Source organism: Micromonospora sp. NPDC048930, from assembly GCF_043197935.1.
GTDB lineage: Bacteria > Actinomycetota > Actinomycetes > Mycobacteriales > Micromonosporaceae > Micromonospora.
On the sequence record NZ_JBICUB010000001.1, the window covers coordinates 525,865 to 544,298 of the forward strand.

An 18,434-nucleotide genomic window follows, 5' to 3' on the forward strand; every position below is an offset into this window, starting at 1 on the left:
AAACCTCCCTCCGGCGACCGGCCACCGTCCATGAGGCGTCCGTCACGCCGGGTACGCGCGGGTCTCCGCCGCCTTCACCGCCGCCCAGACCGACTGGCCCGGACGCAACCCGAGGTGGGCCGCCGCGGCGGGGGTGACGTCGGCGGCGACGGCGACCGGACCGTCGAGCTGGACCCGCAGGTTGTCGCCGTGCCGCTGCACCCCGGCCACGGTGGCCGCCCACACGTTGCGCGGGCTGCCGTCGGGCCGGGTCGGGTGCAGCGCGACGGCGGCCGGCGGGAAGGCGACGAAGGCGTCCCCGTGCACGGTGTCCGCCGCGGTGAGGGTCAGCCCGCCGACCGTGACGCTGTGCCCGTCGGCCCGTCCCCGGTGCAGGTTGAGGCCGACCAGCCGGGCCACGTAGTCCGTGCGGGGCCGGGCGGTGACCGTGGCCGCGTCCCCCTCCTGGACCACCCGCCCGTGCTCGACGATGACCAGCCGGTCGGCGAGCACCAGGGCGTCGAGGGGGTCGTGGGTGACCAGCAGGGTGGCGCCAGTGTGCTCGCCCAGATGCCGCTGGAGTTCGGCGCGGGTGTCCAGCCGGGTGCCGGCGTCGAGCGCGGCGAGGGGCTCGTCGAGCAGCAGCAGGGTGGGTTCGACGGCGAGGGCCCGGGCCAGGGCGACCCGCTGGGCCTGCCCGCCGGAGAGCTGCCGGGGCTTGTCCCGGGCCCGCCCGCCCAGGCCCACCCGGTCCAGCCAGTCCTGCGCGCGGGTCCGCGCGGTCCGCCGGTCGGCGCCCCGCCGGCGCGGCCCGAAGGCGACGTTGTCCAGCGCGCTGAGGTGCGGAAAGAGCAGGTAGTCCTGGAAGACCACGCCCACCGGTCGCCGCTCGGGCGGGATCCAGACCCGCCGGTCGGGACGGTCCAGGTCGATCCCGCCGACGGTGAGGTGGCCGGCGGTGAGCGGGTGCAGCCCGGCCAGGGTACGCAGGGCGGTGGTCTTGCCGGCCCCGTTCGGGCCGAGCAGCGCGACCACCTCCCCGGGGGCGATCCGCAGCCGGACGTCAAGGTGGAAGGCGCCCCGGTCGGCGACCAGGTGGGCGTCGAGCAGCGGCGGTCCGGTCACGGCGTCCCGACCCAGCGGTCGCGGAGCCCGGCGAGGATGGCGACCGAGACGGTGAGCAGGATGAGGCTGAGCACGATCGCCGCCTGGAGGTCGGTCTCCAGGGCCAGGTAGACGGCGAGCGGCATGGTCTGGGTCCGGCCGGGATAGTTGCCCGCGAAGGTGATGGTCGCGCCGAACTCGCCGAGCGCGCGGGCCCAGCAGAGCACCGCGCCCGCCGCCACGCCCGGGGCGACCAGCGGGAGGGTGACGTGGGTGAAGGTCGTCCAGCGCCCGGCGCCGAGGGTGGCCGCCGCCTCCTCGTACCGCCGGTCGGCCCCGCGCAGCGCCCCTTCGACGGCGATGACCAGGAACGGCATGGCCACGAACGCCTCGGCGAGCACCACCCCGGCGGTGGTGAACGGCAGGCTCACCCCGAAGGTGGTGTCCAGCCACGACCCGAGCAGCCCGCGCCGGCCGAAGACCAGCAGCAGCGCCACCCCGCCGACCACCGGGGGCAGCACCAGCGGCACGGTGACCAGGGCGCGTAGCAGCCGCCGGCCGGGGAACTCGACCCGGGCGAGCAGCCACGCCAGGGGTACGCCGAGGGCGACGCAGAGCAGCGTGGCGAGGGTGGCGGTCTCCAGGGACAGCCGCAGCGCGGTGCGTACGCCCGGCTCGGCCAGCCGCCCGGGCAGGGTGGTCCACGGCGCCCGGGCCAGCAGCCCGAGCAGCGGCAGCACGAGGAAGAGCAGCCCGAGGCCGGCGGGGAGCAGCAGGGCGAGCGGTACCCGCTGCCGAGGGCGCGGGATCACTGGCTCTGCGGGGCCTGGAACCCGGCGGCGGTCAACACGGCCCGGCCGGCGGCGGAGCGGACGTAGTCGACGAAGGCCCGGGCGGCGTCCGGGTTGCCGGCGTGCTTCAGCACGACGATCGGGTAGTCGTTGACCGCCCGCGCGGACTCGGGGAACTCGACGGCCGCCAGGTCAGCGGCGGCCCGGACGTCGGTGCGGTAGACCAGGGCGGCGTCGACCTCGCCCAGCTTCACCTTGGCCAGCGCGCCCTTGACGTCCTGTTCCAGGGTGGCCGGGGTGAGCCGGACGCCGGCCGCGCCGAGCGCCGTCTTCGCCGCCGCCCCGCAGGGGACCTGTTCGGCGCAGAGCGCCACCTTGACGCCCGGCTCGGCCAGATCGGCGAGGCCGGCCACCTTCCCCGGATTGCCCTTGGGCACGGCGATGACGAGCTGGTTGCGGACCAGGGTGACCGGAGTGCCGGCGGCGTCGCCCGCGTCGGTGACGGTCTTCATGGTGGCCGGTGAGGCGGCGGCGAAGACGTCGGCCGGGGCGCCCTGGGTGATCTGGGTGGCGAGCGCCGAGCTGCCGGCGAAGTTGAAGGTGACGGTGGTGCCGGGGTGCGCGGCCTCGAAGTCCTTGCCGAGTGCGGTGAAGGACTCGGTGAGCGAGGCGGCGGCGAACACGGTCACCCGGCCGCCGCCGTCCCGGACGGCTGGGTCGTCGTCGGTGCCGCCGCAGCCGGTCAGGCTCAGGGTCAGCGCGGCCGTCGCGGCGATCGCGGCGCGGATCCACCGTACGGTCACGAGCCGGTCCTTCCCTTCACGGCGGGGGCGCGTTCCACCACGACGGTGGTCGACTTGATCACGGCGACGGCCACCGCGCCGACCTGGAGGTCGAGCTCGTCGACCGCCTCCCGGCTCATCAGCGAGACGATCCGGAACGGTCCGGCCTGGATGTCGACCTGGGCCATCACGGTGTCCTTGACGACGGCGGTGACGATGCCGCGCAGCCGGTTCCGGGCGGACGACAGCTCCGGATGCCCCGGGGCGCGGACGAACGCGGCCAGGTCGACCCCGTCGACGACCCGGTGGCCGTGCTCGTCGCGGGTCGCGGGCAGCCGCCCGGCGTCGATCCAGCGGCGGACCGTGTCCGCGCTGACCCCGAGCAGTTCGGCGGCCTCACCGATCCGGAACACCGTCACCCGGCCACCCTAGCGGCCCGCACCTGCGAGGGGAAGGAGCCATACGGCCTCGCATCAGCAAGCGGGGCGGCGGGAGGCACGCCGCAGGTGCGGTCGGTCGTCGCAGGGCCGGCGCGGCGAACCGGCCGGCGTGGTCGCGAGCCGGGGTGCGGCCGCAGCGTCAGCCCCCGGCGGACGGTGAGCGGCCGGGCGACGCTGCCGGCTCACCGCGGCCGCAGCGTCAGCCCGCGGCGGACGGTGAGCGGGCCGGGCGACGCTGCCGGCTCCGCGGCTGCGCCGCCCGCCGCCAGGCCCGGGAGCTCAGCAGCCGCAGCCCGTTGAGCCCGACGAGGACGGTGGAGCCCTCGTGGCCAGCGACGCCGAGCGGCAGGGGCAGGTGCCCGACCAGGTCCCAGGCCACCAGAACCACGATGAAGGTCGCCGCGACGGCCAGGTTGGCGACGACCAGGCGGCGGGCCCGGCGGGCCAGCCCGACCAGCGCGGGGAGCGCGCCGAGGTCGTCCCGGACCAGCACCGCGTCCGCGGTGCGCAGGGCCAGGTCGGAGCCCTGGCGGCCCATGGCCACCCCGGTATCGGCCGCGGCGAGCGCCGGGGCGTCGTTGATCCCGTCTCCGACCAGCAGCACCCGCCGGCCGTCGCGCTGGTGCGCCCGGACCCGGTCCACCTTGTCCTCGGGGAGCAGGCCGGCGTGCACCTCGGCGATGCCGGTGTCGGCGGCGAGCCGGGCGGCCGCGCCGGCGTTGTCGCCGGTGAGCAGCACGGGCCGTGCCCCGGTCAGGGCGGTGAGCGCGGCGACCGCCTCCGCCGCCCCGGGCCGGGCCCGGTCGGCCAGCCCCAGGACCCCGGCCGCCGCGCCGTCCACCACGACCACGACGGCGGTACGCCCCGCCGCCTGCTCGGCGGCGACCAGCCGTGACGCGGGTGCCGAGGGGAGCCCGTCGAGCAGCGCCGGGCTGCCGACCAGGACCCGGCGGCCGGCCACGGTGGCGGCGACACCCCGGCCGGGGGTGGCGGTGAAGTCGGCGACGGGCGGCAGGGTGAGCCCGCGCTCCCGGGCGGCGGCCAGCAGCGCCCCGGCGAGTGGGTGCTCGGCGGCGGCGGCCAGCCGCAGCAGCGTCGGGGCGGCCCCCACGGCGGTGAGCCAGCACCTGGCCAAGCTGCGCCTGGCCGGGCTGGTACGCGGCCGCCGGGAGGGCACCTTCGTCTACTACTCGGCGGCCGACGTGCACGTCCGGGCGCTGCTCGACGAGGCGCTCTTCCACGCCGACCACACCGATCGCGACCTGCCCGACCACGCCAGCGGCGACCTGGCCGCGCACGCCCCGACCCGCTGACCGGCCGTCAGTCGCCCGCCGGGGTGAGGCGTACCCGGCGAAGCAGTTGCGCGTTGAGCGCCACCACGATGGTGGAGGCGGACATCAGCACCGCGGCCACCGCCGGGCTGAGCGCGATGCCCGCCCAGGCCAGCACCCCGGCGGCGAGCGGGATCGCCACCACGTTGTAGCCGGCCGCCCAGGCCAGGTTCTGCCGCATCTTCCGGTACGACGCCCGGGACAGCCGGATGACGCCGGTGACCCCGCGCGGGTCGGAGCTGGCCAGCACCACGCCGGCGGACTCGATGGCGACGTCCGTGCCGGCTCCGATCGCGATGCCCACGTCGGCGCGGGCCAGGGCCGGGGCGTCGTTCACCCCGTCGCCGACCATCGCCACGGTCAGCCCCCGGGACTGGAGTTCGGTGACCGCCTTGTCCTTGTCGGCGGGGAGCACCTCGGCGAAGACCTCGTCCACCCCGGGGCGGAAGCCCAGGTCGGCGGCGACCGCCTCGGCGACCGGCCGGGCGTCCCCGGTGATCATCACGATCTTCTTGATGCCCTGCTCGCGCAGTTCGGCGATGGCCGCGCGGGCCTCCGGGCGGACCTCGTCCTCGAGGGCGAACGCGCCGACCGCCTGCGAACCGCCGGGTCCGGCCGGTCGGACCAGGTGCAGCACCGCCGCACCCCGTCGGGCCCAGCCCTCCGCCGCCCGGGTCAGCTCGGCCGGGACGTCGGCGCCGAGTTCGCGCAGCAGGGCCGGCCCGCCGACGGCCCACTCCGTACCGTCGACAACCGCGCGGACGCCCCGGCCGGGCAGCGACCGGAAGTCCCGCGCCTCGGCCCGCAGGCCGCGCTGCTTGGCGGCAGCGACCAGGGCCCGGGCGAGCGGGTGCTCGCTGTCGGCCTCGACCGCGCCGGCCAGGCGCAGCGCCTCGTCCTCGGCCAGCCCGCTCGCCGCGGCCACCCCGGTGAGGGTGTGCTTCCCCTTGGTCAGCGTGCCGGTCTTGTCGAGCAGGACCGCGTCGATGGTCCGCATCCGTTCCAGGGCGAGCCGGTCCTTCACCAGGATGCCGGCGCGCGCCGAGAGGGCGGTGGAGAGGGCCACGACCAGCGGGATGGCCAGCCCGAGGGCGTGCGGGCAGGCGATGACCAGGACCGTGACGGTACGGATCACGGCCTGGTCGGTGTTGCCGAGCACGAGCCACGCGACGAAGGTGGCCAGCCCGGCGACGCCGGCGACGTAGAACAGCAGGGCGGCGAACCGGTCGGCGAGCACCTGGGCGCGCCCGCCGGAGGACTGCGCCTGGGCGACGAGCCGGCCGATGCCGGCCAGCGCGGTGTCCTCGCCGACGGCCTCGACGCGTACCCGCAGGGCGGAGTCGGTGGCGACGGTGCCGGCGACGACCCGGTCCCCGACGGCGCGCGGCACCGGCCGGGACTCCCCCGTGATCATCGACTCGTCCAGCTCCGCGGCCCCGTCCTCGATCCGCCCGTCGGCGGGAACCCGGCCGCCGGAGCGGACCAGCACCAGGTCGCCGACCCGCAGCTCGCTGACCGGCACCGGGTGCGGCTGCCCCGCCTGGTCGAGACGTTCGGCGTCGTCGGGCAGCAGCGCCGCGAGGGCCGCCAGGGCGCCCTGGGCCTGCCCGATCGCCTTCATCTCCTGCCAGTGGCCGAGCAGCATGATGGTCACCAGCGCCGCCAGCTCCCACCAGAAGTCCAGGTCGAACAGGTTGAGGCTGGTCGCTACGGAGGCGGCGTACGCGACGATGATCGCCATCGAGATCAGCAGCATCATGCCGGGCGCCCGGTCGCGAAGCTCGCGGACGCCGCCGACCAGGAAGGGCCAACCGCCGTACCAGAAGACGACCGAGCCGAGCACCGGCCCGACCCACGCCATGCCCGGGAAGTCGAGCCGGTAGCCGAACCAGTCCATGACCATGTGGCTGGTCACCACGATCGGCACGGTCAGCGCCAGGCTCAGCCAGAACTTCCGCCGGAACTGCTCCGGGTCGTGCCCGGCGTGCTTGTCGTGCCCGCCACCGTGGCCGGTCGGCCCGCCGTGGTCGCCGTGCGCTCCGTGGCCACCCGGTTCGGTGGTCGCGCCGTGATGCCGGTGTTCGTGTTCCATCGAACTCCACCCCCGCCGCCCACCATATACCCCTAGGGGGTATGGCGCAAAATGACCTTCGCCTCTGCCCAAAGCCCATCCTTCCGTGTCCCATCGGCACGAACCGGCGCATCGTCGCCGTCGCGGTCGCCGGACACCGCCGCCACACCGGAGTTAGCCTCGGGGACACGGCCGGCGACGGGGAGCGGGATGAGCGAGCAGACGGCGCGGACGGTGATGCCGGCGGCGTTCTTCGGGCACGGCAACCCGATGAACGCCCTGGAGGTCAACCGCTACACCTCGGCCTGGCGGGAGTTCGGCCGCGCGGTGCCCCGCCCCCGGGCGATCCTGGTGGTCTCCGCGCACTGGTACATCGGCGCCACCGCGGTAACCGCCATGCCCCGGCCCCGCACCATCCACGACTTCTACGGCTTCCCGCAGCAGTTGTTCGACGTCCGCTACCCCGCGCCCGGGCTGCCGGAGCTGGCCGAGGAGATCAGCGACGTGGTGCACCCCACCTGGGTCGGCGCCGACCTGGACTCCTGGGGCATCGACCACGGCACCTGGTCGGTGCTCACCCACGCCTTCCCCGACGCCGACATCCCGGTGGTGCAGCTGAGCATCAACGCGTTCAAGCCGCTGGACTACCACCTCGACCTCGGCGCCCGGCTCGCCCCGCTGCGCGAGCGCGGCGTCCTCGTCGTGGCCAGCGGCAACGTGGTGCACAACCTGGGCGGCGTGGACCCGCGCCTGGCCGACGAGGGCTTCGACTGGGCGCGACGCTTCGACGACGCGGCCCGGCAGATCGTGCTGGACGCCCCGACCGAGGCGGCCCGGCTGGACGGGCACCGCGACTATGACCTGGCCGTACCGACCCCGGACCACTTCATCCCGCTGCTCTACCTGGCCGGCCTCGCCGGCACCGCCGACGGCCGGCCGGAGGTGCTGGTCGACGGATACGCGTACGGGTCGCTGTCGATGACCGCGTACACCCTCGGGCTGCGCTGCCGGCGGGAGGCGGCGCCGGCCGGGGCCCCCTCGCTGCCGCCCGACGTGCCGGCCGACTCGGCCAACATCTGACCGACCACGATGGCGGCGGCCGGCGGACCGCCGTCCGGCTGTGGCACGATCATGGCCCCGCAGGAGCGGGCCACCGGGTTTCACCGCCGCACCGATCAGGCACGCGCCGCGCTCATCGCGGCCCGGCGGGCGGCGCTTCATCGCGGGCCGGCACCGACGCTCGGCCCGCCCAGCGGGTTTCGGGCCTGCCAGGGCCAGCGACCGTCGAGCTCCACCTCCAGCGAGAAGCTGAGGAACGTCCGGACCAGCACGATCAGGGCCAGCACCCCGACGCTGGTGAAGGTGGGCGAGACCGCCACGGTACGGATGATGTCCCCGCCGACCAGGAACTCCAGCCCCAGCAGGATGGCCCGGCCCACGCCCTGCCGGTACGCCCGGTAGTGCTCGACCAGCTGCCGGGTACGCCACCAGCGCAGCACGAAGACGGCCGTGGCGACCGCGACGCCCAGCGCGATGACCAGCACCCCGGCCAGGTCCAGCAGGGCCCCGACCCGCTGGATGATCTCCTTGGTCGGCACTCGTCACCCCCGTACCGCCGGCCGTCGCCCCCACCATGGCGTATCGGCGGTGCGCGCCGGAGGTGTTTCCGGCCGGGCCACCCGCCGGCGGCGGCCGGCATCCGTCTGCACAAGCGGTTCGCGCCGCCTAGGGTGGGTATCGGGACATACCAGGACCGACCCGGCCGGGGCGGTCATCGACGGCACCTGCTGAGGAGTGCACGTGACCGAGCCGGAAGAGGACCAGGAGAAGACCAAGAAGACCGACGACGTCCTGTTCTCCCGGGACGGGGACCCGCACCACAGGCTGGCGCAGGCGCCCCAGCCCGACGAGCACCTGCCCGCGCAGTTCCAGCACGACGGCGAGACGGAGACCGTCGGCGACGAGTGAGCCTCACGGCTCGGGCGGCAGGTCCGTCCAGGGGACCCGGGTGAGCCGGCGGCGCAGGATCCACCGCGCCGCGACCTCCAGCAGCCACGGTCCCCGCACCTCGTCGCGTTCGTAGCCGAGCAGTCGGCCCCAGGGGCCCCGGGCGACCAGCACAGCGGTGAGCCGCAGCCCACCCGCCCCGTCGGGTTCGGCCTCGACGTCGACGATCCGGCCCCGCTCACGGCCGGCGGCGTCGCGCACCGGCCGGCCCAGCAGGGCGCTGACCCGGTCAGCCGGCATGGCCGGCCCCGCGGATCCGCTCGATCAGGTGCCGGTCGAGCCACGCCTCCAGCGCCGGCGGGGCCAGCAGGTCCCGGCGCACCGACAGGTGCACCGCCGCGTCCACGTGGTCGACCAGGTCGTACGGGATCCGGCGTGGCCCCTCGTCATGTTCGTCGAGCCGGGCGGCGAGCGCGGTGATCCACCGTCCCAGGGCACCGGGGAACCGGCGGCCGAGCGCCTGCTGCCCGGTGAGCAGCGCGGCCACGTACGTGCCGTCGGCCGCATGCCGCAGTTCGATGTCGTCGACCTTGCCGACGGGGATGCCGTCCCGGTCGACGATCTGCCGGTCGAGCAGGTTGAAGTTGAGCAGCAGCACCGGTTTCACCGTCCCATTCCGGTCAGCACCATCAGCGGGATGGCCGCGACGGCGGCCGCCACCACGATCACCAGGTAGACCATGCCGAGGCCGTTGGCGAGCCGCCCGTTCACCCGGTCGCCGAGGTAGTCCCGGTCGTTCGCGACGACCAGGATCGGCAGGTACGTCAACGGCAGCACGACCGCGCTGAACAGCAGCATGTACTCGGTCAACTGGACCGGGTCGATCGTGGTCAGCAGCGCCGCGACCGCGGCCAGGATGCCCACCAGGAGCACGGTGTGGAACCGGGCCGCCTGCCAGGGCCGCAGCAGTTTGCCCCAGGACCAGCCGAAGTACTGGGCCACCGTGTAGCCGGCGGAGAGGCCGGTCTCCATCGCCGCCCCGAACGTCGCGGCGAACACCCCGAGGATCAGCAGCGCCAGGCCGACCTTGCCGAACGCCAGCCCGGCCGGCAGCACCGCCTGCCCGACGGTGTCGACCGAGACGTCCAGCGGCGCGAAGACGGCCGACGAGGCGGCCATGAACCCGAAGGCGAGCAGCCCGCCGAGCGGGAAACCCAGGAGGACGTTCGCCCGGGACAGGACCAGATCCTGCGGCGTCCACCGCTCCTCCACCCCACCCGAGGAGAAGAAGAACACCTCGTACGGGGTCATCGCCGAGGCGAAGATCGCCACCGCGAAGTACCAGTAGGTGGGCCAGTTCTCCTGCTCGGGCAGGGCGGTCGGCAGCGCCTGCCCGGCCAGCGCCGACGCCGGCGGGCCCAGCTGGAACGCCGCCACCAGCAGCACGATCAGGGCGAGGCCGCCCAGCCCGAAGAGGCGTTCCAGGCTCTCGAACTTCACCCGCCACAGCGCCAGCCAGAGCAGCAGCGCCACCAGCGGCACCCACAGCAGGTACGTGGTGCCGCTGAGCAGTTGCAGGGCGAGCGCCACGCCGCCGATCTCCGCCGCCAGGGTGAGCAGGGTGACCACGTACGACGCAAGCAGGTTCAGCAACGCCACCCGCGGGCCGAGCCGTTCCCGGATCAGGTCGAAGACCGGCCGGTTGCTGATCGCGGTGACCCGGCCGGCCATCTCCGCGTACACGCAGATGCCGATCACCCCGACCAGCAGCACCCAGGCGTGCCGAACGCCGAACCGGCTGCCCGCCTCGGAGGCGGCGACGATGTCGCCGATGTCGACGAAGCCGCCGATGGCGGTGAGCACCCCGAGGGTGACGGCGAGCAGCCTTTTCACGGGTCACCCGTACGCCTGGAGGAAGGCGTCCAGCCCGTCGGCGACGGGTGGGAGCTGGTCGACGGCCCGGCCGACGGCAGCCAGGTCCTTCGCGTTCGCGGCCTGGCGGACCGCGCCGAGGCGGGCGTTCGCGGCGAGCAGCAGCGGGCCGAGCCGGTCGCGCATCCGTACCGTCTCGGCGTCGACCGGGGTGGCGCCGGCGAACCGGTCGGCGGCACCCGCCAGCGCGGACCGGCCGTCGTCCAGGACGCTCTCGGCGTACGGCCCGGTCACCCGCCCGTCCCGCCACGCGCCGCCGATCACCCGGGCGGTCACCACCGCGTGGTACGCGGACTGCGCCGACTCCACCGCGGTCAGCCGGTAGGCGTGGAAGTCCGGCGGGCGGGTCTTCGTGTAGCCGAGCCCGCCCCAGCACAGCGCCACGACGGCCAGGCCGCCGGCGGCCCAGCTGCGTGCCGACACCGCTTCCTCCACAGGTACAGACCTACCGGTCCGGCTGACGCTATCGGAGGAACACGATGTTTTCCGGCGATCCGGACAAGGCTCACCCGGCCGGCGGGAGGGCGGCCACCTGGCGGTCGTGCCAGCGGCCGAGCAGGACGAGCGAGGTGATCGCGCCGACCAGCGCCAGGAACATGTCCCACTGGGTGTCCCAGACGTCGCCCTGGGTGGCCAGGAAGTCGTCGGCGGCGGCGCCGCCGGCCAGGGCGGCCCACCACTCGATCAGCTCGAAGAAGGCGCTGAACGCCAGGCAGGCGCAGACCACCAGCGGGGCGAGCCAGCGGCTGCCCCGCAGCGGCGAGCGGCGGACCAGGATCTCCCGGACCAGGATGGCCGGCACGAAGCCCTGGGCGAAGTGGCCGAGCCGGTCGTAGGGGTTGCGGGACAGGTCGAACAGGTCCCGTACCCAGTTGCCGAGCGGGGTCCGCGCGTAGGTCCAGTGCCCGCCGACGACGAGGATCAGCGCATGCAGCGCCAGTAGGCCGCACAGCAGCGTGGTCAGCGGGAACCGGCGCCAGGTGAGCAGCAGCACCGGCACGCCGACGATCACCCACACCGTCTCCAGCAGCCAGGTGAGCCGGTCGTACGGCCGGATGCCGGAGACGACCAGCGCGACGAGGACGAGACCCAGCAGCACCTGCGGGAGGACGTTACGTGCTCGGGCCACCGGCGACCGCCTGTTCCTGGATGGACGGACCGACCCGCCGCCGGCCGGACGCCGACGATAGCAGCGGGCCGCCGCCCGGTCGCCGTACCGGTCAGGGGTGGTGCCGGTGTCCCGGTCCCCGTTACGGCCGGGCCGGGCCCGCCGGGCTCCGGTCCGGCCGCTCCGCCGGCCGCGCGCGTCCGCTGCACGAGAGGCTTCGACGTGGTCCTGCTGACGGCACTGTCGCACGCGCCCGACGAGCGTCCGGACGCGGTCCGGGTCGCCGGGCGGGCGATCTCCGGTACGCGGCTGCGGGAGAGCACGGCGGCGGTAGCCGACCGGATCCGTGGCCTGGACCGGGGTCGCGGTGGAGGCGACCGCCTCGCTGGAGACGGTGGTGGGGATCGTCGGGGCGCTGCTGGCGGACGTGACGGTGGTGCCGGTGCCCCCGGACGCCGGCCCGATGGAACGCGCGCACATCCTGCGGGACTCCGCGGTGGCGGCGGTGCTGGCGCCGGCGGGCGTCGCAACGCGCTCGGCAAGGTGCAGAAGTCCCGGTTGGGCTGAGCCGGCGCGCCACGCCGGCTCAGCCGTGGCGGGTCAGTAGATCGTCCAGGTGTCGCCGCTGGCGAGGAGGCCGGCGAGTTGCTGTTCCGGGGTTTGGTCGACCTTGGCCTTGGCGGTGGTGACCTGTTCCTGCACGACGGTGTCGTAGGAGGGCCGGGTGACGTTGCGGAACACGCCGATGGGGGTGTTGCGCAGGTCGAGCCCGGGCAGGCGGGACAGGGCGAACGCGTAGGCGGGGTCGGTCACGGTGGCGTCGTGCACGACGATGTCCTGGGCGGGGGTGGCCGCGGTGTCGCGGACTTCCAGGCCGAACCCGCCCGGCGGGTGGACTACGCAGTACTGGCCGTCGGCGCCGAACGTGATCGGCTGCCCGTGTTCCAGCCGGATCAGGTAGTCGTCCCGGGTGGCGGGTTCTTTCAACTGGTCGAAGGCGCCGTCGTTGAAGATGTTGCAGTTCTGGTAGATCTCCACGAACGCCGACCCTTGATGGGCGGCGGCCGCCCGCAGCACCGACTGCAGGTGTTTGCGGTCCGAATCGATGGTGCGGGCCACGAAGGTGGCTTCCGCGCCGAGGGCGAGGGACAGCGGGTTGAACGGGGCGTCCGCGGACCCGACCGGCGTCGACTTGGTGATCTTCCCGATCTCCGACGTGGGCGAGTACTGGCCCTTGGTGAGGCCGTAGATGCGGTTGTTGAACAGCAGGATTTTGAGGTTGACGTTGCGGCGCAGGGCGTGGATGAGGTGGTTGCCGCCGATGGACAGAGCATCGCCGTCGCCGGTGACGACCCACACGGACAGGTCCGGTCGGGTGACGGACAGGCCGGTGGCGATGGCGGGGGCACGGCCGTGGATGGAGTGCATCCCGTAGGTGTTCATGTAGTACGGGAACCGTGACGAGCAGCCGATCCCGGAGATGAAGACGATGTTCTCCCGAGGGATGCCGAGTTCGGGCATGAAGCCCTGGACGGCGGCCAGGATGGCGTAGTCGCCGCAGCCGGGGCACCAGCGCACTTCCTGGTCGGACTTGAAGTCCTTCGCGGTCAGCTTGAGGGCGACGGGCTCAGACATTCTTCACGACCTCTTCCAGCATGGTCTCCAGCTCGGCGGCGGTGAACGGCAGGCCGCGGACCTGGTTGTAGCCGATCGCGTCGACCAGGTACTTCGCCCGGATCACGTGGGCGAGCTGACCGAGGTTCATCTCCGGAATCACCACCCGGTCGTAGGCGCGCAGCACCTCGCCGAGGTTGGCCGGCATCGGGGCCAGGTGGCGCAGGTGCGCCTGGGCGATCTTCAAACCACGCTGCCGCAGCCCCCGGCAGGCCGCGCCGATCGGCCCGTAGGTGGACCCCCACCCGAGCACGAGAACCTTCGCGTCACCGTCGGGGTCCTCCACCTCCACGTCGGGGACGGGGATGGTGTCGATGCGGGCCGCGCGGGTGCGGACCATGAAGTCGTGGTTCGCCGGGTCGTACGAGATGTCGCCGGTCTTGTCCGCCTTCTCCAGGCCACCGATCCGGTGCTCCAACCCTGGGGTGCCCGGGATCGCCCACGGGCGGGCGAGGGTCTCCGGGTCCCGCAGATACGGCAGGAACGTGACCCCGTCCTCGGCGTTGGGTCGCGTAGCGAAGGCGACGCGCAAATCGGGCAGCGACTCGACATCCGGCAGCAGCCACGGTTCGGAGCCGTTGGCCACGTAGTTGTCCGACAACAGGATCACCGGCGTGCGGTAGGTCAACGCGATCCGGGCGGCTTCCAGGGCGGCGTAGAAGCAGTCCGCCGGGGATTTCGGGGCGATCACCGCGACCGGCGCTTCCCCGTGCCGGCCGAACAGGGCCATGTTCAGATCCGCCTGCTCGGTCTTGGTCGGCATCCCCGTCGACGGACCCGCCCGCTGCACATCCACGATCACCAGCGGCAACTCCAGAGCCACCGCAAGCGAGATCGTCTCACCCTTCAACGCCACACCCGGACCACTCGTCGTGGTGACGCCGAGGGAGCCGCCGTAGGAGGCGCCCAGGGCGGCGCCGACCGCGGCGATCTCATCCTCCGCCTGCATCGTCACCACACCGAACCGCTTGTGCTTGGACAGCTCGTGCAGAATGTCCGACGCCGGGGTGATCGGATACGCGCCCAAAAACACCGGCAGCCCCGACCGCACACCCGCGGCGACCAGGCCCAGCGAGAGGGCGGCGTTGCCGGTGATGTTCCGGTAGGTGCCCGGCAGCATCTTCGCCGGCTTCACCTCGTACCGCACCGAGAAGTCCTCGGTGGTCTCGCCGAAGTTCCAGCCGGCCCGGAAAGCGGCCACGTTCGCCGCGACCAGCTCGGGGCGGGCGGCGAACTTGCGCTCCAGGAACCGCAACGTCGACTCATACGGCCGCGAATACATCCAACTGAGCAGGCCGAGCGCGAACATGTTCTTCGCCCGCTCCGCGTCCTTCTTCGACACCTCAAGCCCCGCCAGGGCGCCGACCGTCATCGAGGTGAGCGCCACCGGATGCACCACATACCCGGCCAGCGTGTCATCGTCGAGGGGGCTGGTGGTGTAGCCCACCTTCGCCAGGTTCCGCCTCGTGAACTCATCCGTGTTCACGATGATGTCCGCACCCCGCGGCAAATCCACCAGATTCGCCTTCAACGCCGCCGGATTCATCGCCACCAACACATTCGGCGCATCCCCCGGCGTCAGGATGTCGTAGTCGGCGAAATGCACCTGGAACGACGACACACCCGGCAGGGTGCCGGCAGGCGCCCGAATCTCCGCCGGGAAATTCGGCAACGTCGAGATGTCATTCCCCAACTGCGCCGTCTCCGACGTGAACCGGTCACCCGTGAGCTGCATGCCGTCACCCGAATCACCAGCAAACCGGATCACCACCCGGTCCAGTCGACGGGTTCGCTTGCCACTGCTCGCTGCCAGGGTCATGACGGTCCTCCACGGGTACGGCCGGACTGCCGGCATCGCGGCCGGCGCGGCGCGCCCGATCAGGGGTCGGCCATGGCCGGCCACCCCGGTCCGCGTGAGTTCGTACCGGGCGGGAGGTCCGCCTGCGCGCGAACGGGCGCCGAGGACAGCGAAGCGCGTACGGCGCGTTTCAGCAACCCCTACCTGAGCATGTGGAATTCCCTCATGACGGCACCGGATCCGGGGTGGGCTAGGGGTTCAGCGCCGTGCGAAACCGTCGTTAGCGTGAGCGGCACCCCCGCACACTCCAGCCCGCGCCGGGAGGTCCACCCATGACGGTCACACTCACCGCACCCCGCGCCGACGAGGCGGTCCACACCGACGACCGGCACCCGGCCACCCGCCTGGGACGGTTGCTGGACCCGGGCAGCCTGCTGCCGATGCATCCCGCCGACGACAGCGGCGTGACCGCCGTCCGGGGCCGGATCGCCGGCTTCCCGGTGGTCGCGTACTGCACCGACGCCGGCCGGATGGGCGGGGCGCTCGGCGCGGCCGGCGCGGACCACATCATCGAGGCGATCCGGCTGGCGCTGTGGAAGCACTGGCCGGTGATCGGGTTGTGGCACTCGGGTGGCGCCAAGCTGGCCGACGGCGTCGAGTCGATGGACGGCGTCGGGCGGATGTTCGCCATGATGACCAAGGCGTCCGGCCGGATACCGCAGATCTCCGTCGTCCTCGGCCCGGCCGCCGGGGCCGCCGCGTACGGTCCGGCGCTCACCGACCTGGTGATCATGTCGGACGCCGCGCGGGTCTTCGTCACCGGCCCGAACGTCGTGCAGAGCGTCACCGGGGAACAGGTCGACATGGAGTCCCTGGGCGGCCCGTCCGTGCACGCCCGCCGCTCGGGGGTGGCGCACGTGACGGCCGCGTCGGAGGCGGAGGCGTACCTGCGGGCGCGGCGGATCACCGAGTTGCTCGCCCGTCCCGGCCACATCGACCCGGGTGCCGCCGCGGGCGGTCCGGACCTGCGGGCGCTGCTGCCGGAGTCCAGCCGCCGGGCGTACGACGTGCGTCCGCTGGTGCGGCACCTGCTCGACCGGAACGACGACGGGCCCTCGTTCGAGGAGCTCCAGCCGGGCTGGGCCCGGAACATGGTGGTCGGGCTGGGCCGGCTCGCGGGGCGGACCGTCGGGGTGCTGGCCAACAACCCGCTGCGCAAGGGCGGCTGCCTCGACTCACAGAGCGCCGAGAAGGCGGCCCGGTTCGTGCGGATGTGCGACGCGCTCGGCGTACCCCTGCTGGTCCTGGTCGACGTGCCCGGCTACCTGCCCGGAGTCGGGCAGGAGTGGGAAGGGGTGGTCCGGCGGGGCGCCAAGCTGCTGCACGCCTTCGCCGAGGCCGAGGTCGCCCGGATCACCCTGATCACCCGCAAGTCCTACGGCGGGGCGTACATCGCGATGAACTCCCGCTCGCTCGGCGCGACTGCGGTCTTCGCCTGGCCGGAGGCGGAGGTGGCGGTGATGGGCGCGGAGGCCGCGGTGGGGGTGCTCCACCGGCGGGAGTTGGCGGCGGCGCCGCCGGAGGAGGTCGACGAGCTGCGCGCCCGCCTGGTGGAGGAGCACCGCAGGGAGTCCGGCGGGGTGCGCCGGGGCCTCGCGCTCGGGGTGATCGACGAGGTCATCGAGCCGGCGGACACCCGCCGGCGGCTCGCCGAGGCGTTCGCCGCCGCGCGGCACCGGCGGGGCCGGCACGGCAACATCCCGCTCTGACGGCACCCGGTTCCCGGGTACGCAGGCCGCCGCCCCGCGTCGCCTCGGACGCGGGGCGCGCTGGTCCGGCGATCAGCGGCGGACGGGGGCGAGCACCTCGGTGACCACCGCGAGGACGTCCTCGGGGCGCTCGGTGAGGTAGAAGTGCCCGCCCGGGAAGTAGCGGACGTCGGTGGGGCCGGTGGTGTGTGCCCGCCACGCCTCCGCCTCGTCGGTGGTGACCAGCGGGTCGGCGGTGCCGACCAGCACCGTCAGGGGGCAGCGCAGCCGGGTGCCGGGGCGCTCCCGGTAGGTCTCGATGGCCCGGTAGTCGGACCGGAGCGCGGGCAGGATCATTCGCAACAGCTCCTGGTCCGCCAGCAGCCGGTCGTCGGTGGCGCTGTGCCGCCGCAGCTCGGCGACGATCGCGTCGTCACCCCGCTGGTGCAGGTTCTCGACCCGTACCCGGTCGGGTGCCCGACGGCCGGAGGCGAAGAGGTGCAGCAACGACAGCCCGCGGTCGCGTTCGAGGCGGTGGGCCACCTCGAACGCGACGGTCGCCCCCATGCTGTGTCCGAAGAAGGCGGTCGGGCGCCCGTCGTCGAGCGGGAGCACCGCGGCGATCCGGTCGGCCAGCTCGTGGATGGAGTCCACCGCCGCCTCCCGGCGCCGCTCCTGGCGCCCCGGATACTGCACGGCGAGCACCTCGAGGCGCGGGGCGAGCGCCCGGGAGACCGGGAAGTAGAAACTGGCCGACCCGCCGGCGTGCGGGAAGCAGACCAGCCGCACCGCGTCCGGGTCCGCGTCGTGGTAGCGGCGGGTCCAGACGTCCTGGGAAAAAGCCGTCGTCACCTGCATTCACCGTCCTGGAAATGAGGGCCGGCCCGACCGGCGGGTCGGAACAGCGGCCGGAGTGGCACGCGATACCGCCTCGGGCGATTGTATTTGCCGCGGTGCCCGCGACCGGCGGCCCGCGCCCCTATTTCCGCAGGCCCCGAGGGAGGATAGGGGTGCATTACGGGTGCACAATGGCACAACCTCCAGGGATGATGAAAGCCGTCAATTCGCAAACATTTCCCGCAGGATGGGGGGCAGCGATGACCAGTTCGCCCGAAAACATCGCCGAAAGCATGATCGAGGCGGTTCTCGTCGGCGGACCGAGCGACCTGCCGGCGACCGTCCGGACCCAGCGACTGCCGCGGGACGGGCAGAAGGTGAAGATTCACCACCGGGGCGGCTACGAGCACTTCGAGCGCGAGGGCGCCGCCGCACCGTCGCCGGATCCGGTGGTTTTCCGCTGGACGACGCGTACCCGCGTGGCGGAGTGACCACCACCGTCCAAATGCGACACATCGCGCGGGTCCACCCGGCCCCGGCCTAACCACAATTCCCGGCGCAGTACCCGGAGGCCGTCAACGGTCCATTTCCCGCCTGTCGGGCTCGATGCCGTTGGCCGGGAACTGTCCTGGTTTGACCACTCAGTGCGTTTGACTCGCTACTCAACGCCAGGATTGCGGTACCATCTTGGCGCGGTACGGGTCCTTCTTTCCGTTTCGCAACGGTGGACCACGTCTTCCCGGAACTGCCGTCAGCCTGGCCTCGCATAACAGTGATCTGTGCGCGTTCTGGCAGCGGACGACAGGAGACTCGCCGTTAGGAGAACGATTTTGCGGGGGGCGACGGTGAAAGACGGCATCCGACGAGCCATTGACGCCATCCGGGATCGGTA

At 73.4% G+C, this 18,434-nt stretch carries 20 protein-coding genes and 1 pseudogene; 6 read left to right on the top strand and 15 right to left on the bottom strand.

All coding sequences use genetic code 11. The features are described 5' to 3' along the window. Positions 1 to 42: 42 nt before the first annotated feature. From ACGFI9_RS02585 to ACGFI9_RS02605, 5 genes are all read right to left on the bottom strand, one after another. Positions 43 to 1,119 carry an ABC transporter ATP-binding protein gene (locus ACGFI9_RS02585; RefSeq protein ID WP_393175209.1) on the bottom strand — a complete coding sequence of 359 codons (1,077 nt, stop codon included), beginning with the start codon at positions 1,117 to 1,119 and terminating at the stop codon, positions 43 to 45. Further along, entirely contained in the window at positions 1,101 to 1,895 is a 795-nt protein-coding gene (locus ACGFI9_RS02590) for an ABC transporter permease (protein WP_393174085.1), read from the bottom strand. Before ACGFI9_RS02590 ends, ACGFI9_RS02585 begins: the two co-directional genes overlap by 19 nt. Beyond that, the gene (gene modA, locus ACGFI9_RS02595) at positions 1,892 to 2,677 is read right to left on the bottom strand and encodes a molybdate ABC transporter substrate-binding protein (protein WP_393174087.1); all 786 of its coding nucleotides are present in this window, start codon (positions 2,675 to 2,677) and stop codon (positions 1,892 to 1,894) included. The genes ACGFI9_RS02590 and modA overlap by 4 nt, the downstream gene beginning before the upstream one ends. Further along, positions 2,674 to 3,075 (bottom strand): molybdopterin-binding protein, encoded by a 402-nt coding sequence (locus ACGFI9_RS02600; RefSeq protein ID WP_393174089.1) that lies wholly within the window; start codon positions 3,073 to 3,075, stop codon positions 2,674 to 2,676. The genes modA and ACGFI9_RS02600 overlap by 4 nt, the downstream gene beginning before the upstream one ends. 220 nt (positions 3,076 to 3,295) lie before the next feature. Continuing rightward, entirely contained in the window at positions 3,296 to 4,207 is a 912-nt protein-coding gene (locus tag ACGFI9_RS02605) for an HAD-IC family P-type ATPase (RefSeq protein WP_393174091.1), read from the bottom strand. Positions 4,208 to 4,211: 4 nt separating this feature from the next. On the opposite strand from ACGFI9_RS02605, the gene ACGFI9_RS02610 reads away from it, so the two are divergent. Continuing rightward, positions 4,212 to 4,409, top strand: coding sequence for a hypothetical protein (locus ACGFI9_RS02610; RefSeq protein WP_393174093.1), 198 nt, complete (start codon positions 4,212 to 4,214; stop codon positions 4,407 to 4,409). Between the two features lie 7 nt (positions 4,410 to 4,416). On the opposite strand, the gene ACGFI9_RS02615 is transcribed toward ACGFI9_RS02610, so the two are convergent. Further along, a complete protein-coding gene (locus tag ACGFI9_RS02615; RefSeq protein ID WP_393174095.1) occupies positions 4,417 to 6,519 on the bottom strand; it encodes a heavy metal translocating P-type ATPase in 2,103 nt (700 codons plus the stop codon). A 189-nt stretch (positions 6,520 to 6,708) separates the two neighbouring features. On the opposite strand from ACGFI9_RS02615, the gene ygiD reads away from it, so the two are divergent. After that, complete coding sequence (gene ygiD / locus ACGFI9_RS02620; RefSeq protein ID WP_393174097.1) at positions 6,709 to 7,578, top strand: 4,5-DOPA dioxygenase extradiol; 870 nt, start codon at positions 6,709 to 6,711, stop codon at positions 7,576 to 7,578. A 137-nt stretch (positions 7,579 to 7,715) separates the two neighbouring features. Here the strand turns inward: ygiD and ACGFI9_RS02625 are convergent, their stop codons facing one another. Next, positions 7,716 to 8,096 carry a DUF1622 domain-containing protein gene (locus tag ACGFI9_RS02625; RefSeq protein WP_393174099.1) on the bottom strand — a complete coding sequence of 127 codons (381 nt, stop codon included), beginning with the start codon at positions 8,094 to 8,096 and terminating at the stop codon, positions 7,716 to 7,718. Between the two features lie 202 nt (positions 8,097 to 8,298). Between ACGFI9_RS02625 and ACGFI9_RS02630 the strand changes: the two genes are divergently transcribed. Further along, positions 8,299 to 8,466, top strand: a complete 168-nt coding sequence (locus ACGFI9_RS02630) for a hypothetical protein (RefSeq protein ID WP_393174101.1) — start codon at positions 8,299 to 8,301, stop codon at positions 8,464 to 8,466. 3 nt (positions 8,467 to 8,469) lie between these two features. Here ACGFI9_RS02630 and ACGFI9_RS02635 read toward each other — a convergent pair whose 3' ends face one another. From ACGFI9_RS02635 to ACGFI9_RS02655, 5 genes are all read right to left on the bottom strand, one after another. Further along, positions 8,470 to 8,745 carry a PRC-barrel domain-containing protein gene (locus ACGFI9_RS02635; protein ID WP_393174103.1) on the bottom strand — a complete coding sequence of 92 codons (276 nt, stop codon included), beginning with the start codon at positions 8,743 to 8,745 and terminating at the stop codon, positions 8,470 to 8,472. Further along, positions 8,735 to 9,112: a hypothetical protein gene (locus tag ACGFI9_RS02640; RefSeq protein ID WP_393174105.1), complete on the bottom strand. Its 378-nt coding sequence runs from the start codon at positions 9,110 to 9,112 to the stop codon at positions 8,735 to 8,737. Before ACGFI9_RS02640 ends, ACGFI9_RS02635 begins: the two co-directional genes overlap by 11 nt. Beyond that, positions 9,109 to 10,338 (bottom strand): NRAMP family divalent metal transporter, encoded by a 1,230-nt coding sequence (locus tag ACGFI9_RS02645; RefSeq protein ID WP_393174107.1) that lies wholly within the window; start codon positions 10,336 to 10,338, stop codon positions 9,109 to 9,111. The genes ACGFI9_RS02640 and ACGFI9_RS02645 overlap by 4 nt, the downstream gene beginning before the upstream one ends. A gap of 3 nt (positions 10,339 to 10,341) precedes the next feature. Beyond that, positions 10,342 to 10,800 carry a hypothetical protein gene (locus tag ACGFI9_RS02650; protein WP_393174109.1) on the bottom strand — a complete coding sequence of 153 codons (459 nt, stop codon included), beginning with the start codon at positions 10,798 to 10,800 and terminating at the stop codon, positions 10,342 to 10,344. An 82-nt stretch (positions 10,801 to 10,882) separates the two neighbouring features. Next, positions 10,883 to 11,506 (bottom strand): DUF2238 domain-containing protein, encoded by a 624-nt coding sequence (locus tag ACGFI9_RS02655; protein WP_393174111.1) that lies wholly within the window; start codon positions 11,504 to 11,506, stop codon positions 10,883 to 10,885. 201 nt (positions 11,507 to 11,707) lie between these two features. On the opposite strand from ACGFI9_RS02655, the pseudogene ACGFI9_RS02660 reads away from it, so the two are divergent. Further along, positions 11,708 to 12,008 (top strand): annotated as a pseudogene (locus tag ACGFI9_RS02660) (AMP-binding protein); the annotation flags it as partial. 77 nt (positions 12,009 to 12,085) lie between these two features. Here the strand turns inward: ACGFI9_RS02660 and ACGFI9_RS02665 are convergent. Both ACGFI9_RS02665 and ACGFI9_RS02670 read right to left on the bottom strand, forming a co-directional pair. Continuing rightward, positions 12,086 to 13,120 (bottom strand): 2-oxoacid:ferredoxin oxidoreductase subunit beta, encoded by a 1,035-nt coding sequence (locus ACGFI9_RS02665; protein ID WP_393174113.1) that lies wholly within the window; start codon positions 13,118 to 13,120, stop codon positions 12,086 to 12,088. After that, positions 13,113 to 14,978: a 2-oxoacid:acceptor oxidoreductase subunit alpha gene (locus ACGFI9_RS02670; RefSeq protein ID WP_393174115.1), complete on the bottom strand. Its 1,866-nt coding sequence runs from the start codon at positions 14,976 to 14,978 to the stop codon at positions 13,113 to 13,115. Before ACGFI9_RS02670 ends, ACGFI9_RS02665 begins: the two co-directional genes overlap by 8 nt. 311 nt (positions 14,979 to 15,289) lie before the next feature. Between ACGFI9_RS02670 and ACGFI9_RS02675 the strand changes: the two genes are divergently transcribed. Further along, entirely contained in the window at positions 15,290 to 16,726 is a 1,437-nt protein-coding gene (locus tag ACGFI9_RS02675) for an acyl-CoA carboxylase subunit beta (protein WP_393174117.1), read from the top strand. 72 nt (positions 16,727 to 16,798) lie between these two features. On the opposite strand, the gene ACGFI9_RS02680 is transcribed toward ACGFI9_RS02675, so the two are convergent. Continuing rightward, on the bottom strand, positions 16,799 to 17,563 hold the full coding sequence (locus ACGFI9_RS02680) for a thioesterase II family protein (protein WP_393174119.1): 765 nt from the start codon (positions 17,561 to 17,563) through the stop codon (positions 16,799 to 16,801). Between the two features lie 188 nt (positions 17,564 to 17,751). On the opposite strand from ACGFI9_RS02680, the gene ACGFI9_RS02685 reads away from it, so the two are divergent. Next, positions 17,752 to 18,033, top strand: a complete 282-nt coding sequence (locus ACGFI9_RS02685; protein ID WP_393174121.1) for a DUF5988 family protein — start codon at positions 17,752 to 17,754, stop codon at positions 18,031 to 18,033. Positions 18,034 to 18,434: the final 401 nt, after the last annotated feature.

Bases quoted from the DNA above. Each gene is read 5' to 3' on its own strand.
- ACGFI9_RS02615 (WP_393174095.1), bottom strand. From the start codon at position 6,519: ATGGAACACGAACACCGGCATCACGGCGCGACCACCGAACCGGGTGGC.
- ygiD (WP_393174097.1), top strand. From the start codon at position 6,709: ATGAGCGAGCAGACGGCGCGGACGGTGATGCCGGCGGCGTTCTTCGGG.
- ACGFI9_RS02635 (WP_393174103.1), bottom strand. From the start codon at position 8,745: ATGCCGGCTGACCGGGTCAGCGCCCTGCTGGGCCGGCCGGTGCGCGAC.
- ACGFI9_RS02665 (WP_393174113.1), bottom strand. From the start codon at position 13,120: ATGTCTGAGCCCGTCGCCCTCAAGCTGACCGCGAAGGACTTCAAGTCC.
- ACGFI9_RS02670 (WP_393174115.1), bottom strand. From the start codon at position 14,978: ATGACCCTGGCAGCGAGCAGTGGCAAGCGAACCCGTCGACTGGACCGG.
- ACGFI9_RS02675 (WP_393174117.1), top strand. From the start codon at position 15,290: ATGACGGTCACACTCACCGCACCCCGCGCCGACGAGGCGGTCCACACC.
- ACGFI9_RS02680 (WP_393174119.1), bottom strand. From the start codon at position 17,563: ATGCAGGTGACGACGGCTTTTTCCCAGGACGTCTGGACCCGCCGCTAC.
- ACGFI9_RS02685 (WP_393174121.1), top strand. From the start codon at position 17,752: ATGATGAAAGCCGTCAATTCGCAAACATTTCCCGCAGGATGGGGGGCA.